The organism is Bacillus changyiensis, from assembly GCF_027706145.1.
Classification (GTDB): domain Bacteria; phylum Bacillota; class Bacilli; order Bacillales; family Bacillaceae; genus Bacillus; species Bacillus changyiensis.
Map to the genome: position 1 here is coordinate 852,550 of NZ_JAQFWW010000001.1, position 14,259 is coordinate 866,808.

General features: G+C 39.3%; 13 protein-coding genes and 1 other annotated feature (1 of these 14 only partly in view). All 13 genes read right to left on the bottom strand.

Going from position 1 to position 14,259, the window contains the following annotated elements; translation table 11 throughout:
• Nucleotides 1-99, bottom strand: a binding site (T-box leader); it reaches 132 nt to the left of the window's first position.
• A 62-nt stretch (nucleotides 100-161) separates the two neighbouring features.
• A complete protein-coding gene (locus tag PDT38_RS04465; RefSeq protein ID WP_172294692.1) occupies nucleotides 162-656 on the bottom strand; it encodes a DivIVA domain-containing protein in 495 nt (164 codons plus the stop codon).
• A gap of 61 nt (nucleotides 657-717) precedes the next feature.
• On the bottom strand, nucleotides 718-1,494 hold the full coding sequence (locus PDT38_RS04470; RefSeq protein WP_270799313.1) for a YlmH family RNA-binding protein: 777 nt from the start codon (nucleotides 1,492-1,494) through the stop codon (nucleotides 718-720).
• Between the two features lie 92 nt (nucleotides 1,495-1,586).
• On the bottom strand, nucleotides 1,587-1,856 hold the full coding sequence (locus tag PDT38_RS04475) for a YggT family protein (protein ID WP_270799315.1): 270 nt from the start codon (nucleotides 1,854-1,856) through the stop codon (nucleotides 1,587-1,589).
• A gap of 7 nt (nucleotides 1,857-1,863) precedes the next feature.
• Nucleotides 1,864-2,316, bottom strand: a complete 453-nt coding sequence (gene sepF / locus PDT38_RS04480) for a cell division protein SepF (protein WP_270799316.1) — start codon at nucleotides 2,314-2,316, stop codon at nucleotides 1,864-1,866.
• Entirely contained in the window at nucleotides 2,313-3,008 is a 696-nt protein-coding gene (locus PDT38_RS04485; protein WP_270799318.1) for a YggS family pyridoxal phosphate-dependent enzyme, read from the bottom strand. The genes sepF and PDT38_RS04485 overlap by 4 nt, the downstream gene beginning before the upstream one ends.
• A 6-nt stretch (nucleotides 3,009-3,014) precedes the next feature.
• A complete protein-coding gene (pgeF, locus tag PDT38_RS04490) occupies nucleotides 3,015-3,854 on the bottom strand; it encodes a peptidoglycan editing factor PgeF (RefSeq protein WP_270799319.1) in 840 nt (279 codons plus the stop codon).
• 196 nt (nucleotides 3,855-4,050) lie between these two features.
• Nucleotides 4,051-4,284 carry a YlmC/YmxH family sporulation protein gene (locus tag PDT38_RS04495; protein WP_270799321.1) on the bottom strand — a complete coding sequence of 78 codons (234 nt, stop codon included), beginning with the start codon at nucleotides 4,282-4,284 and terminating at the stop codon, nucleotides 4,051-4,053.
• A 154-nt stretch (nucleotides 4,285-4,438) separates the two neighbouring features.
• Nucleotides 4,439-5,218, bottom strand: coding sequence for an RNA polymerase sporulation sigma factor SigG (gene sigG / locus PDT38_RS04500; RefSeq protein ID WP_270799322.1), 780 nt, complete (start codon nucleotides 5,216-5,218; stop codon nucleotides 4,439-4,441).
• Nucleotides 5,219-5,357: 139 nt separating this feature from the next.
• Entirely contained in the window at nucleotides 5,358-6,077 is a 720-nt protein-coding gene (sigE, locus tag PDT38_RS04505) for an RNA polymerase sporulation sigma factor SigE (RefSeq protein ID WP_172294675.1), read from the bottom strand.
• A 28-nt stretch (nucleotides 6,078-6,105) separates the two neighbouring features.
• Entirely contained in the window at nucleotides 6,106-7,026 is a 921-nt protein-coding gene (spoIIGA, locus tag PDT38_RS04510) for a sigma-E processing peptidase SpoIIGA (protein WP_270799324.1), read from the bottom strand.
• A 172-nt stretch (nucleotides 7,027-7,198) separates the two neighbouring features.
• On the bottom strand, nucleotides 7,199-11,494 hold the full coding sequence (locus PDT38_RS04515) for a S8 family peptidase (RefSeq protein ID WP_270799325.1): 4,296 nt from the start codon (nucleotides 11,492-11,494) through the stop codon (nucleotides 7,199-7,201).
• Nucleotides 11,495-11,710: 216 nt separating this feature from the next.
• Nucleotides 11,711-12,847, bottom strand: coding sequence for a cell division protein FtsZ (gene ftsZ / locus PDT38_RS04520; RefSeq protein ID WP_270799327.1), 1,137 nt, complete (start codon nucleotides 12,845-12,847; stop codon nucleotides 11,711-11,713).
• A 33-nt stretch (nucleotides 12,848-12,880) separates the two neighbouring features.
• Nucleotides 12,881-14,176 (bottom strand): cell division protein FtsA, encoded by a 1,296-nt coding sequence (gene ftsA, locus PDT38_RS04525; protein ID WP_270799328.1) that lies wholly within the window; start codon nucleotides 14,174-14,176, stop codon nucleotides 12,881-12,883.
• Nucleotides 14,177-14,259 lie beyond the last annotated feature (83 nt).

Consider the following 14,259-nt stretch of genomic DNA (forward strand, 5'->3'; position numbering starts at 1 on the left):
GTTGATCGACATGAATTCAACAATCCCAGGCTTACACCATCCCCGGGTCGCTTTCATTGTTTTTGCGAATCAAAGTCTGTCCCTCTCAAACGTTTTTCATCTCAATTTATGAACGTATTATATGCCGAACAGATGTAAGATGTCAAGATTGAAAAGAAATGCTAGTCTCTTTCATCAAAAACGGCATCCACTTCATACTCAAGTAAATGATCCCAATCATCATTTTTCAGTAAATCAAGCTGTGCTTCAATCAACATTTGGAAGCGAGTTCTAAACACTTTAGACTGTTTCTTTAGCTCTTCAATTTCCATCGCAATCTTTCTTGATTTAGAGAGAGCTTCATTGATGATTCGATCAGCGTTTTTCTCCGCTTCACGGACAATCAGTTTCGCTTCTTTCTCAGAATTTCGTTTTACATCTTCTGCCGCTTCCTGTGCGATAAGAATCGACTTATTTAATGTTTCTTCAATTGTTGAAAAATGACCTAGACGCTCGTCCAATTCATTTACTTTTTCTTCAAGCTCACTTTTTTTACGAAGAACAATCTCATAATCCTTCCTTACTTGAGCCAAAAATTCATTTACTTCATCTTCCTCATAGCCACGAAACGCTTTTGTAAATGTTTTATTATGAATATCATTTGGGGTCAAAGGCATACCAGCCACCTCCATAATTTTCTTTTATGTACAAATGAACAAGAAGAATCGGCAAAACCATTTATTTTTGTTTTGCAATTGTCAATCTCCATCTTCCTTTTTTTGTTTTCCCATCAATGTTTGTCAGTTTAAAGCGGCCAAAGCCTCGAACAGATAGCATATCCCCTTCAAGTAGTGAGTAGGAAGTGTCTTCGACAAGCTTCCAGTTCACTTTTACAAGTCCGTTTTTCACTAAAGCCTGCGCTTTTTGCCGAGATTGTCTAATCACTTGTGAACAAACTGTATCAAGCCTTAAAGATGAGACCGTGTCTTCCCTTATTTCGACATGTTGTTCAGGTATGTGAAGCTCTGCAAGCGGGATTTTTTCAAGTCCGATTTTTACCCTTCCGATATGAGTGAGGTGAAAAAAAACAAAATCAGCAACTTCTTCAGAACAAACGAATTGCCGTATATCCCCCGCGAAGATGAAATCCCCAAATTTTTGCCGTTTGAGTCCGAGTCCCATTAAAGAACCAAGAAGTTCGCGGTGTTCGATCGAAGCAAACTTATGCGGATAGGTGACTTCAAAAGCTTGAATCTGATAGTCATTTATCAATGGTTCCGCATATTCAGGATAAAGAATGGCTCGTTTTCTTTCAGATTCTCGAAAGCCGCCGAACAAGCCGAGCTTCACTTCATCAGAATGACCGATAACAGAAGTTAGTATAACCTGCTCCCGCGGATCCAAGAAATCGGTCAGTTTTATTGTATATTGTTCCGTTACGATTCGTTTCCATTCGAGAGCTTGATCGATAAAAGGCTCTTCATCTTTTCTAAAATGTTGATAAATGTCGTTCATCATCTGTCCTTTCTATGTAAAGGATCATTGGGGGCGATCATGAAAAGCACACAAACGTTCAAAATCGCCGCCAACGAAGATCATCTCCTACTTTACATCGAAGTTAACAAATTGTGCACCATCCATAAACCCTGATCTGCAAATCTTAGCAGAAAAATGGCGACAACCGGGGAGATATCAATCATTCCAAGCGGGGGAATAATCTTTCTGAATGGTTCCAGATATGGCTCACAAACTGCTTCCAACAACCTTCCGATCGATGATTCTCTCGCATTTGGGACCCAAGACATCAGAATGTAAATGATAAGGGCATAAAAATAAATGTTTAACAGCCTGCTTAAAATTATAAATATTAGATCCATTTGTCATTTACCACCTCTGGTGTTCTTCTTCCATAAGCTCGGATATCGTGCCTGAGACATCAACATTATCAGGTGTGCATAAAAAGATATCAGCGCCGATCCGCTGAATATCTCCGCCGATGGCATAAACCGTACCGCTTAAGAAATCAACAATCCTTTTCGCTTGATCATGCTGAATTCGCTGCAAATTGACAACAACAGCGCGACGATTTTTCAGGTGATCGGCGATCTCTTGAGCTTCCGCATACACCCGAGGCTCACATAATACTACTTTAGAAGATTTTTGCACACTTTGCAAACTGACGACATTCTGCTTCCCAGAAGCTTTTGATTGGTGGGCGGTGTCGTCTTTGTATTCGTGCTCTTCAGGAATGTCTTCCCTGTCTGTTTCAATATATTCGTATTCATATTCCTCATCTTCTAAGGAAAAAAAGTTTTTAAACTTATTTTTAAGGCTCATCTTTGTCCACCTCCAATTTCATTTCCGACTAGTGAAGATCCGATTCTGATAAATGTCGCACCTTCCTCAACCGCGATTGTAAAGTCATTTGACATCCCCATTGACAAATCACGACATGGAGCATTCCATTGTTCCAGTTGTTGAACATCATCACGCAACTCCCTTAATAAACGAAAACAGTTTCTAAGCTCTGTCTCGTCATCTGTAAAAGGAGCCATGGTCATTAATCCAATGATTCGAATATTTTCATGAGCAGTCAGTGCTTTAACAAAAGGAAGAACTTCTTCTTTTGTCATACCGTGTTTTGAAGTTTCTAAAGATGTATTGACCTGTACAAAACAGCTGACCGGTTTTTTGGCTCTTTTTTGTATTTCATCGGCTAATGAGAGTCTGTCTAAAGAATGGATATATGAAACATGATCAATGATCGTTTTTACCTTTCTTGTTTGCAGTGTACCGATAAAATGCCACACAGGTTGTCTATCTTTTAATATCTCCAACTTGTGAAGCAATCCTGTATCACGATTTTCTCCTAAATGCATGATCCCAGCATCGAGCGCTTCTCGCGCTCTTTCAGGTGAGACATACTTTGTCACAGCAATGACAGATACATCCTTTGGAGTTCTGTCTGCTTTTTTACAGGCTTCGGTTATTTTGTCATGTATATGTTGTAAATTACTTTTTACATCCACCTGAAGCTAAACCTCCTTTAGTCCGATGAAAGACATCATTCTTCCCGTTTTCCCCTGATCTCTGCGGTGGGAGAAAAACAAAGTATGTTCACAGCTCGTACACAATGAACTCACTTGAATCTGCCCATTCGGAATTCCCGCATGTAAAAGAAGCTGTCTATTCACCTCTTTCAGGTTTAAACGGTACTTCCCTTCTTTTATCGGCAAAAAAGCTTTTTTTTCATGCAGAAACGGAAGATTTCTAAGTTTTGATATGACATGATCGTCAACTGTATAACAACATTCACCGATTGCAGGGCCGATGATAGCATGAATATCCTGAAGGTTTGAGCCCTCCCTGCTGACCCATGTTTCAACCATTTTACTGACAATCTCCATGGTTGTTCCTTTCCATCCGGCATGTGCAATCCCTATTAATGAACGAACAGAGTCGTAAAAATAAACAGGAACACAATCCGCAAAACAGAGGGCCAAAAAAAGATTCTGTTCATTAGTATAAAGTCCATCTGTCGCTTGTAACGCTGTTTCATATCGGAAAGCACCTTTCCCGCGATCCTCTGAAGTCACTTTATGAATGTGGTTTTCATGAGTTTGATCGGCAAAAACCCAATCATTTAAATCGGTTTGAAGAATGCCTGCAATCTTTTGTCTGTTATTTGTGACATGCTGCTGATGATCGAGTACGTGCAGCCCTGTATTTAGTGATTGAAAAGGCGGTTCGCTTTCACCGCCGTTTTTTGTAGTAAATCCGGCAATAATTGCTCCGTCCGCTCTCCCAATATCCTTCCAATCCTCAATAACAAGCATAGACGGAGCCTGAAGACGAAAGGGTTTATATGTACTCATGCTGATCAACCTTTCGACACAATTTTTTTCATGATATCGCTCCTATTTTAACACATCTTCGTGGTTTCGTTTAGTTTCGTCTCAAAAAACTAAACGAAATGTATTTTTTGAAATAATTATTGCTAATATATGACGTTTAGTCATATTTTTAGGCGAAATATTGAGGTTGAACATTGCAGATAACTGGTTTTATTATTCAATTCAAACGTACTAAAATGACATCTTCACCAATTTTAACTATATTTCGCCACGGAATAACAATTTCCTCTTCTTTTCCAAAAAATCCAAAAACTTTTCCTGTTCCACCGATGACAACTGCCTGAATTTTCCCTGATGTTACATTGATGTCAATATCACCGATAGAGCCAAGCCTTTTTCCATTTGATACATTCACAACATCTTTCAACTGAAAAGTGGAAATGGTCATCATATTTCGTTAGCCCCCTATGTTTCGTATCCTTGTATGATTATATGAATGGCAGTCTCTTCTTTAGACTGTTTTTCTAGCGAGTCTTTTTGTGGGTCTATAATATGTAGAGAAATGATGATTTGAACATAATAAAACCGCAGTTAATCTGCGGTTTTTAATGGATATTTTTATTCATTTGTTTAATAGCGGCTTTTTCTAGACGTGACACTTGCGCTTGGGAAATGCCAATTTCATCAGCTACTTCCATTTGTGTCTTTCCTTGGAAGAAGCGTTTGCGAAGAATCATTTTTTCCCGTTCGTTTAACCGTCTCATTCCTTCTTTTAAAGCAAGTTCTTCTATCCATTGTGAATCTTTGTTTCGCTCATCACTGATTTGGTCCATTACATAGATTGGGTCTCCTCCGTCGTTGTAAATAGGCTCAAACAATGATACAGGATCTTGGATGGCATCAAGAGCAAAGACAATTTCTTCATGGGACACATCAAGGACTTTGGCAATTTCTTCTGCCGTCGGCTCCCTGCTTGTCTCACTAATAAGACGCTCTCTTACTTGCAACGCTTTGTACGCAATATCTCGCAATGACCGCGATACCCGGATAGGATTGTTATCACGCAAGTATCTGCGAATTTCTCCGATGATCATTGGTACAGCATATGTTGAGAACTTAACATTGTGGCTCAGGTCAAAATTATCAATTGATTTCATTAGTCCGATACAGCCCACTTGGAATAAGTCGTCAACATATTCTCCTCTGTTGTTAAATCTTTGAATGACACTTAAGACAAGGCGTAAATTGCCGTTAACAAGCTTTTCTCTTGCTGAGCGGTCTCCTAAATCCTGCATTTGCTTGAATAACTTTCTCATCTCTTCATTCTTGAGTACGGGTAACTTTGATGTATCAACTCCGCAGATTTCCACTTTATTTCTCGACATCTTTTTCCCTCCCTACAGGAGCTGCTGTACAAGGATCAGTATCTCCTTGGGTAGGAAAAATATGCATTACCGATTTCCAAAAATAAGAAAGCAGATGCTAAAACCCTAGGCTAGCAACGCTTCAATTTCCCTAAAAAAATTACACCATTTTATTGAATTCTTTTCTTAGCCTTTTAATAATTCTTTTTTCAAGCCGGGATATGTATGATTGAGAAATCCCGAGCATATCAGCAACGTCTTTTTGCGTTTTTTCTTCTTCTCCTACGAGCCCGAATCGGAGTTCCATGATTTGTTTTTCTCTAGCATTCAGCTGTTCAAGCGCTTTTTTTAATAGTTTTTTATCAACACTTGCTTCTATATCTTTTGTAATAATGTCATTTTCTGTTCCAAGGACATCTGATAGGAGAAGCTCATTTCCATCCCAATCAATATTGAGCGGCTCATCAAAAGATACTTCTGAGCGGATTTTATTGTTACGTCTTAAATACATTAAAATTTCATTTTCAATACATCTAGATGCATATGTAGCTAGTTTGATTTTTTTCTCAGGATTAAATGTGTTGACTGCCTTAATCAGACCGATCGTACCAATGCTAATTAAATCTTCGATATTGATGCCTGTATTCTCAAACTTTCTGGCGATATACACAACAAGCCTTAAATTTCTTTCAATTAAAATGGCTCGTGCTGCTTGATCCCCATTTGGAAGTTTGTGAAGAAGTACCTGTTCTTCATCTTTGGATAATGGAGGCGGTAGTGCCTCACTTCCTCCAATATAGTAGATCTCATCACTTTTCAAGCCCAGTTTTGTCAATAGTTTGTACCAGAGATAGGTAAATCTTAGTTTTAGTTTTTTCATCTTCCTCCCCCTATTAAACTTAAGTATTTTATGACACGTGTTGAACAACAGTTCCTGCTGACACCATCTTTGGATGAACAATAGCATCAAACTCTCCATCAACAGATAACGGTGATGTACTAATACCAACCAAACAACTAGGCGATTCAAGCGCCTCTTTTTTCGTAAAAATCTGCACATGATCCGGTTTTAAACAGATTAAAAATTGGTGTTGATGACCGACCCCCCGATACGGAATTAACCGAACCCGTTTGATATGATCAAGCTGTTCGATCGCATCAAGAGGACTTTTTTCCATGATAACGGAAATCCCCTCTTCCCCAAGAACACTGTTTAGCTTTTCAATATTGACAATCATCACAGGTGTTTTTGTAATCGGATCATAGAGCTGATTTCCTGAATCAATCAGTCCCCCAAAAAATAGTGTTTCATCAGCAAATTCCACTTGCAGACGCACCCGTTCTTCATATTGAAGTTTTTTCATCTCAACATCCTCAAAACGCTTTTTAGAAAACAGCCATATTGCGGGAAATCCAACAGCGACAAACAACCAACTGACAGGATCACCAAAACCGGACCAACTTGTCATGATGACACCGTTGTTCATGATTGAGTTTGTTTTAAGCAATGAATGTGCTCCAATTATCCCTCCTCCTATAAGAAAAGTAGCGAAATAGAAAGCAAACAAGTTTTGCAGAAAAAACCGGAACCGTTTAAAGCCAAATGTTGCGATCACAATGAAAACAGAAAAAGAAAGCTTACCTACTGGATGAAGGACATATGGTGAGAAAGGGGTAAACATGAACAAAATGATGCTCGATGCGACAAACGCCCCCAGAATAAACCTTGACTTTTTTACCCTTCGTTTCAAAATAAAGGAAGTCATCATTAGCAGAAGTAAATCAAAACAAAAGTTTAATACCCAAATCACATCTAAATATATTTCCACATCCGTCCCCTCTCATGATCTCGCACCTGTAGATTGTTTTTCATAAGTATAAATCAAGCCCAAAGGTAAAGTCTGTCAGTTAGTGTTGCACAGGAGGTACATTTTTTGAGAGATTCATACTGAATTTGTCGATTTAAAAAAACGCTGCCTGAATTCAGACAGCGTTTTCTGTTTAATGAATATACAATTTTCCTTTTGCCGTTTTTCTTGCAATATTGCCATAGTTATCGCGGACAATGACCTCAATTTCCGCTCCTTTTGCTTTTGAGCCTTTGGTGGCAGTCCAGTATCCTTCATACTTACCTTTTGAAACCTCTCTCATTGGCAGTTCAGTCACGTTCTTCGAGGTGATATTAAAGTTTGTCAACGGCATTCTCATGACAAAGACAGCATCTAAATGCGGAGCACTTTCAAACTCAATTTTGACAGTTTCACCTGTTTTTAATCTTTTATTTTTAGTCGGTTTTAAATGTTTAATTTGTGGTGTTTTAAAGTTAACATCAAGCATCACTTTTTTAGTTGTTTGATTACCTGCAGCATCAGCCGCTGTTACACCAATATCATTTTTACCCTGATCAAGCAGAATCCGAACTGAATATTTACCATTTTTAACAGTTGCCTTTTTGCCGTTCACTTTAACCGATTGTAAATGTTTATCCGAGACAGTACCTCTTACTGTTACTGCTTCTTTATTAAATTTCGATCCGTGATGTGGTGAAGTGATGGAAAGCTTTGGTTTTGTTTGGTCAAGTACAATCCGAACAGGTGCTGAGGCATCGGTTGTTCCCGAAGCGACAGATGCCTTTGCAGTGATCATGTTTTCTTCATTATTTAATTGAATCTCTTTTGTAAATTTACCGTCTTTGTCAGTTTCTGTTCTTCCGATTTCTTTGTTGCCATTAAAGAGATGTACAGTTGTTGTTGGTGATGTTGTCCCTTTGATCATCGTTTTCTTCTTGTTCGTGATCAACCCGTCTTTTGGCGATGTAATAATCGGTACGGCAACCTCATAATCAACTAAAGCACGGATCATCATATTCCCTTGTTCTGACGATACTTTTGACCATGATCCATTAGAATATTCCCAGCTTCGACCAGAATAAACGCCATCTTCATCTGCACCAAGAGCTGGAGAATGATCTGCATCTTGTGTTTGAACACAGACAAGGTAAAAATCTTTTCCAACCATTATCGCTTTATCACTCAAATCAATGTTGGTCCATACTGATCCATCGCGAATCGCTTCCCCAGTAAACGGCCCAGCAATTTTTTTGCCCGGAGCCCCTTTTTCTCCTGAGTCATCATAAACCTCAACTGCAAATTTCGTTCCGCCCGGATTTGGAAATGCTTCATCCCAGAATTTAAATAAACCACCTTTTAACATCGCTTTTTCCTTACCTTTATCTAGAGACATTTTTACAGCGAATGCGTTGCCTACTTGATCAAAAACCCAACCATTTTCACTTGTCCCATCATCATAACCAATTTCTCCAGGATAGCCGATAAATGGTTTAAGCTCAACATTTTTGGTCATATTGCCTTTTAAATCAACTGTAAATTCACTGCTGTAATAGCCTTTTGCAATGACTTTGACTGTATAAGAGTTTTTATAGGCAGTCAATGAATATCGTCCATGTTTATCAGTCTCCACTGGTTTAACGGCGGCATCTTCAATCAGATATAGCTTAGCATTTTCTATAGGTTCACCTGTTTTTTTATTTTTAACGATTCCCGACAGTGTACCTTTCTCAAGCTCTTTCATGACAAAATGAATGTTCGTTGTTTGATCAGCCTCAATTTTGACAGTTTGCTTCTCAGATTCATATCCGTATGTCTCAGCTTGCATTGTATAAGTACCAGTCAAATGTGAAAGATTATATTTTCCGGTTGCTGCACTTGAATAAGTTGATTTTCCAGTTTCAAGAACGCTGACTTTAGCTTTTAATGGGAGCATTGTTGGTACTGCTTTTTCTACTTTAGCTTTTTGTTTCATCATATTTGCAGGTTTTGTTTTTTTCGGATCAATCGTTTGTTTTTTTGGTGAATGTTTCCTTTTTTTTGAACGTTTTTCTACACCAAGCCGGTTTTTATTTCCAGTTATTTTCGGGTCTTTGACAAGCTCGATATCATCAATATATAAACCGTCTTCTGGAAGACTGTCGTCAGACTGAAGATTAAACATCACCTTAATTTTTTGGCCTTGATAGGCTGACAAATCAATTTTTTCATCCATCCATTTTGCAGTCAAACCATTGTACTCAGCGGCTTTCACCCACTCTTCTTTACCTTCAGGTTGGATATAAACGAATCCGTAGTCAAAGTCCTCCTCTATTTGATGCCAATATTTAAATTGTAGAAAGAGTTTTTCTTTCTCTGGCACTTTTATAGGAGGCATAATCAGGTTCATATTTGCTCCATCATCATATGGTCCAGTCAGATTTGTCCCATATACTTGTTTTCCAGATACAGCTGATTTAGGACCTGATTGTGGGACACCTTGTTCCCATGAATCTTTTACTCCTGAGCTGACCCATCCTTTAACAGGTGTTTCAAAATCTGTTTTATAACCTGTTGTAATTGCCGGAGACACTGGGAGTTCATAAACTTTAGATTCTATTTGATTTCCACCATAATCTGTAACAATCCATTTATAGGAAAGTGCTTTTCCTTTAACAGAAGGAATGGTCGCTTCAAACGTTCCTTTTTTGTAGTCTCCCTCTGTTTGTTTGGCAGCCATTGTTTGCCAATCGGAAGAATCTGTTTTATAGCTCAACTTGACTGATGAAATGCTAATATTATCTTCAACTTTAGCGACAAGCGGTAGATCGGCACCAGAGAATACTTCTTTTACCCCTTCATGGGTTAATGTCGGTGCTTGACGATCTTCACCTTCTTTTCCAACTTTGCCTTCTACTCTACCCAATCCTTTTGTGACAGAAGATACTGCATCAAATGCATTAACAAGTCCATGTCCATACCCGTTGTTAGGTGTCTCACCAAATTTGCTATCAGTAAGAGGTGTTGCTGTATTTATTAGTATTTTTTCGATTTCATCAACTGAAAGCGATGAATTTGCTTGTTTAAGTAGGGCGGCTACTCCAGCAACATGTGGCCCTGCCATTGATGTACCATTCCACCCATCTTGATATCCGCCTCCTGGAACAGAAGAGCGAATATTAACACCAGGTGCGGTCATCTCGGGTTTTACTTCATCATATGGTGATGGGCCAAGTAAAGAAAAATCGGCCAAATGATTATTGGTATCTGTCGCACCTGTTGCGAAACTTTCAGGGTAATTTGCCGGAATTGCAATTGAAGCAGAACCACCCAGGGTTGTTTCATCAGCATTCCCTGCTGAAAATTCAGGAAAAATACCAGCAGCCCGCCACGTCTTGACCATATCACGATACCATTCATCAAGACCAGATTTGCCTGTCCAAGAATTATTGACAACATCTGGCGCCATTTCTGGATGAGGATTTCCTTCTTTGTCTTTAGGCGCTAAAATCCATTCACCTGCTTTTAGTAAGTCAGCATCTGTAGCACCATCAGCTGTAAAAGCTTTGACTGCAATCCATTTTGCGCCTGGTGCAACTCCAATTTGATTTTTCTTATTAGGCTCTGAGCCGACCATTGTACCTGTCACATGTGTTCCATGTTCAAGGTCATCATATGGTTCAGGTTGTCCAGCAGTCGCATCAAACCAGTTGAACTCATGATTTGTTTGATCAGGATGCTCACGATTATATCCGCGATATTTTTCTTTGAGTGCAGGGTGATCCCACTGTACACCAGTGTCAATTGTGGCTACAACTGTACCAGTACCGTCATACCCTATTTTCCATGCTTCTGGTGCGTTAATTTTGGAGATGTTCCATTCAATCCCTTCTTGAGCCGGGACTGATTTTTGTTTGTTCAATTTTTTGGAGGATTTAATAAGTTGTCTTGTTTCATTTGGTAACACCTTTTCTACTTCAGGAAAAGCAGCTACTTGTTCCATTACTTCTTTTGTCGCATGGACTGCCATACCGTTGACAATATAAAATGAGTGAATCTGATTAGCATTTCCCTTTTTCGCTTGTTTTTTAAGATAGTTTTTTAGATTACTTTGTGTCTTATCCGCTTGGATTCTTAAAGAAGAAACCACTGCCGAGTGCTTTTGATATTCTAGTTTAGATGGGCTTAGAGATTGCTTTTTTGCTTTCTTTTCTGCTTGTTTTGCAACTTTTTGAGGATTAATCTGATCTTTCAATTTAATCAAAAAAGTGACTTTATCTGCTTTTTTGAATCGTTTCACAAGTGATTTCGAGATTTTCCCTTTGCTTGAAATGTGGTTTTTCACCTGATCTTTGCTAGAAGTAAGTAATGGTGTTGACTCTCCAACAGATACAACAGGCATTATTAACAATCCAATGAGAAGTCCGCTTAAAATGGAGCATAGTGCTTTCGTTTTCAGCATTCGTTTCAAAGAAAGTCCCCCTTTTTCAATTGAGAAAAGCTAGTGTTGTTTTGTCACCTCCTTTTTTATGTTTTTCTGTCAAACCATGGTGTTATATTAAATATAGTAAAAAAAGGGTTATTTTTTTGTCGTTATTTGTAAGTTTTCATTAAATAAATTTTCGGAGTTGAGATGCATGAAAAAAAGAGCTACCGTCTTTGTTAACGGCAGCTCTCTGTGATTTGATTAGCGTTTATTGCGGTTTCTTAAGAAAGTTGGAATATCAAGCGTATCTTCGGCAGGTTGTGATAAGTTGCGGTGAGACATACTTGGCTGTTCTTCTCGCTTCGGCTCACGTTTCTGCTGAACGTGCTGATGCTGTTTTAAGCCTTGATTTAAAGGTCTTTGTGGTTTTGTCAGATCTTGATCCTGTTCAATAAAACCAGTTGCAATGACTGTCACAACAATTTCATCTTTTAAACTTTCATTAATAACAGAACCGAAGATCATGTTGACATCTTGATCTGATGCAGCAGCGACAATATCAGCGGCTTCCTGAACTTCATACAAGCTTAAATTCGTACCACCTGTAATGTTCATGAGAACGCCTTGAGCACCATCGATCGCCGTTTCAAGCAGTGGACTTGAGACAGCTTTTTTAGCTGCTTCAGCTGCACGGTTTTCACCTGTTGCAACACCGATTCCCATCAGTGCAGATCCTTTATTTGACATAATTGTTTTCACATCAGCAAAATCAAGGTTAATCAGCCCTGGTGTTGCAATGAGATCTGAAATTCCTTGAACGCCTTGACGGAGAACATTATCCGCTTCACGGAATGCTTCAAGCATTGGTGTGTTTTTATCAACTATTTCAAGGAGGCGATCATTTGGAATAACGATTAAAGTATCAACAGAATCCTTCATCGCTGTAATTCCGCCGGCTGCTTGAAGCTGTCTTTTTCTACCTTCAAAGGTAAATGGTCTTGTGACAACACCAACTGTTAATGCTCCTAAGTCTTTGGCAATTTGAGCAATAACAGGAGCTGCTCCAGTACCAGTTCCGCCACCCATTCCTGCTGTAACAAATACCATGTCAGCGCCTCTTAGCGCTTCTTCAATTTGTTCTTTACTTTCCTCAGCCGCTTTTTTACCAACTTCCGGGTTGGCTCCTGCACCAAGTCCGCGTGTCAACTTTGCACCAATTTGCATTTTCGTTTCCGCTTTTGAAAGGTTAAGAGCCTGAGCGTCTGTGTTGACGGCAATAAACTCGACTCCCTGAACTTCATTCTCAATCATTCGATTGACAGCATTGTTTCCACCGCCACCTACTCCTATTACCTTAATCGATGCTAAGCCATCTATATTTGTTTCAAACTCTAACATGCTAAATCCTCCTAATCGTCGAATGACTAATGTCTATTCCCAAAAGATGTTAAATAGTTTTTTCATTTTACTTGGTTTTCTCTGCTCAGCTTGTTGCTTAGACTTTGTTTTTGAACGATGCTGCATTTGTTTCTGATGGGAAGCTGCAACTTCCTGAACCGCTTCTACCGGCATTTGAAATCCTACTTTTCTGCCTTGGATTTTGGCGTTTTGATATGCGAATTGAATGAGGCCGACTCCCGTCATGTACTGGGGTTCTCTGACACCGATATAATTCGGGCTAGCCACTCTGACGTTATTTTGAAGAATATCTTGTGCAAGGTTGAGGACTCCTGGCATTCCTACCTGTCCTCCGGTGAGCACAAATCCCCCCGGCAATTCTTTAATGTTCATGTTATGGAGTTCCTCCACCACAAACAAAAAGATTTCTTCTAATCTAGCTTCAATGATGTTGGCCACTTCCCGCTGAGTAAAAGTTTGATGTTGATCCGTTCCAATGACGGCAACATCAAATACTTCCTCTTCTGATGCTTCTTCATAGAAGGCATGTCCAAACTGCTTTTTCACTCTCTCAGCTTCCTCTGTAGAAGTGCGAAGACCGATTGATAAATCTTTTGTAATGTTTTCTCCGCCTAAAGGGACGACACTTGTCGAGAGAAGATGGCCATTTTCAAAGACCGCAACGGTTGTCGAGCCGCCTCCAATATCGATTAAAGCCACACCGAGATTCTTTTCATCTTTAGAAAGAGCGACAGAGCCGGCAGCCAAAGGCTGCAAACATATATCTGTAATCTCAATTCCCGCCCGTTCAACACAGCGAAGCAAATTATGAATAATTGTTTTTGAACCGGTTATCAGCGATCCTTCCACTTCAAGGCGAACCCCGAGCATCTTTTTCGGATCTGTTATATCCCCACGTCCATCAACGATAAATTGCCTCGGAATGACATCAACGATGAGCTGTTCCGGAGGAATCGATACAACTTCAGCCGCCTCCATTACTCGCCGTACATCTTCTACTTGAATTTCTTTATTTTCATTTGAAACTGCGACCACACCGCTCGTATCTTGAATATGGATGTAATTACCATTAACACCAACAATAGCATGAGTCAACGGAAAACCTATCATCCTTTCCGCTTGTTCAAACGCTTTTTTTATAGAATGAACAGTTTCATCTATATCAACGATTGACCCTTTTTTCAGTCCCCTTGAAGGAACATTTCCGACTCCGATAATGTTGAGAGAATCATCTGAGATTTCACCGACGATCACTTTAATATTGGACGTACCGATGTCTAGACTGACGTAAAGTTCATTGTTGTTCATTCTAAAGGCACCTCCTCACATTTCAGTCAATTCTATTCTATTATTTGCCGAACAACAATACAATGAATGAAGGGTTACAAGTG

Excerpts from the sequence above, each read along its gene's own strand:
- PDT38_RS04465 (WP_172294692.1), bottom strand. The coding sequence starts at position 656 with ATGCCTTTGACCCCAAATGATATTCATAATAAAACATTTACAAAAGCG.
- PDT38_RS04470 (WP_270799313.1), bottom strand. The coding sequence starts at position 1,494 with ATGAACGACATTTATCAACATTTTAGAAAAGATGAAGAGCCTTTTATC.
- PDT38_RS04475 (WP_270799315.1), bottom strand. The coding sequence starts at position 1,856 with ATGGATCTAATATTTATAATTTTAAGCAGGCTGTTAAACATTTATTTT.
- sepF (WP_270799316.1), bottom strand. The coding sequence starts at position 2,316 with ATGAGCCTTAAAAATAAGTTTAAAAACTTTTTTTCCTTAGAAGATGAG.
- pgeF (WP_270799319.1), bottom strand. The coding sequence starts at position 3,854 with ATGAGTACATATAAACCCTTTCGTCTTCAGGCTCCGTCTATGCTTGTT.
- PDT38_RS04495 (WP_270799321.1), bottom strand. The coding sequence starts at position 4,284 with ATGATGACCATTTCCACTTTTCAGTTGAAAGATGTTGTGAATGTATCA.
- sigG (WP_270799322.1), bottom strand. The coding sequence starts at position 5,218 with ATGTCGAGAAATAAAGTGGAAATCTGCGGAGTTGATACATCAAAGTTA.
- sigE (WP_172294675.1), bottom strand. The coding sequence starts at position 6,077 with ATGAAAAAACTAAAACTAAGATTTACCTATCTCTGGTACAAACTATTG.
- ftsZ (WP_270799327.1), bottom strand. The coding sequence starts at position 12,847 with ATGTTAGAGTTTGAAACAAATATAGATGGCTTAGCATCGATTAAGGTA.
- ftsA (WP_270799328.1), bottom strand. The coding sequence starts at position 14,176 with ATGAACAACAATGAACTTTACGTCAGTCTAGACATCGGTACGTCCAAT.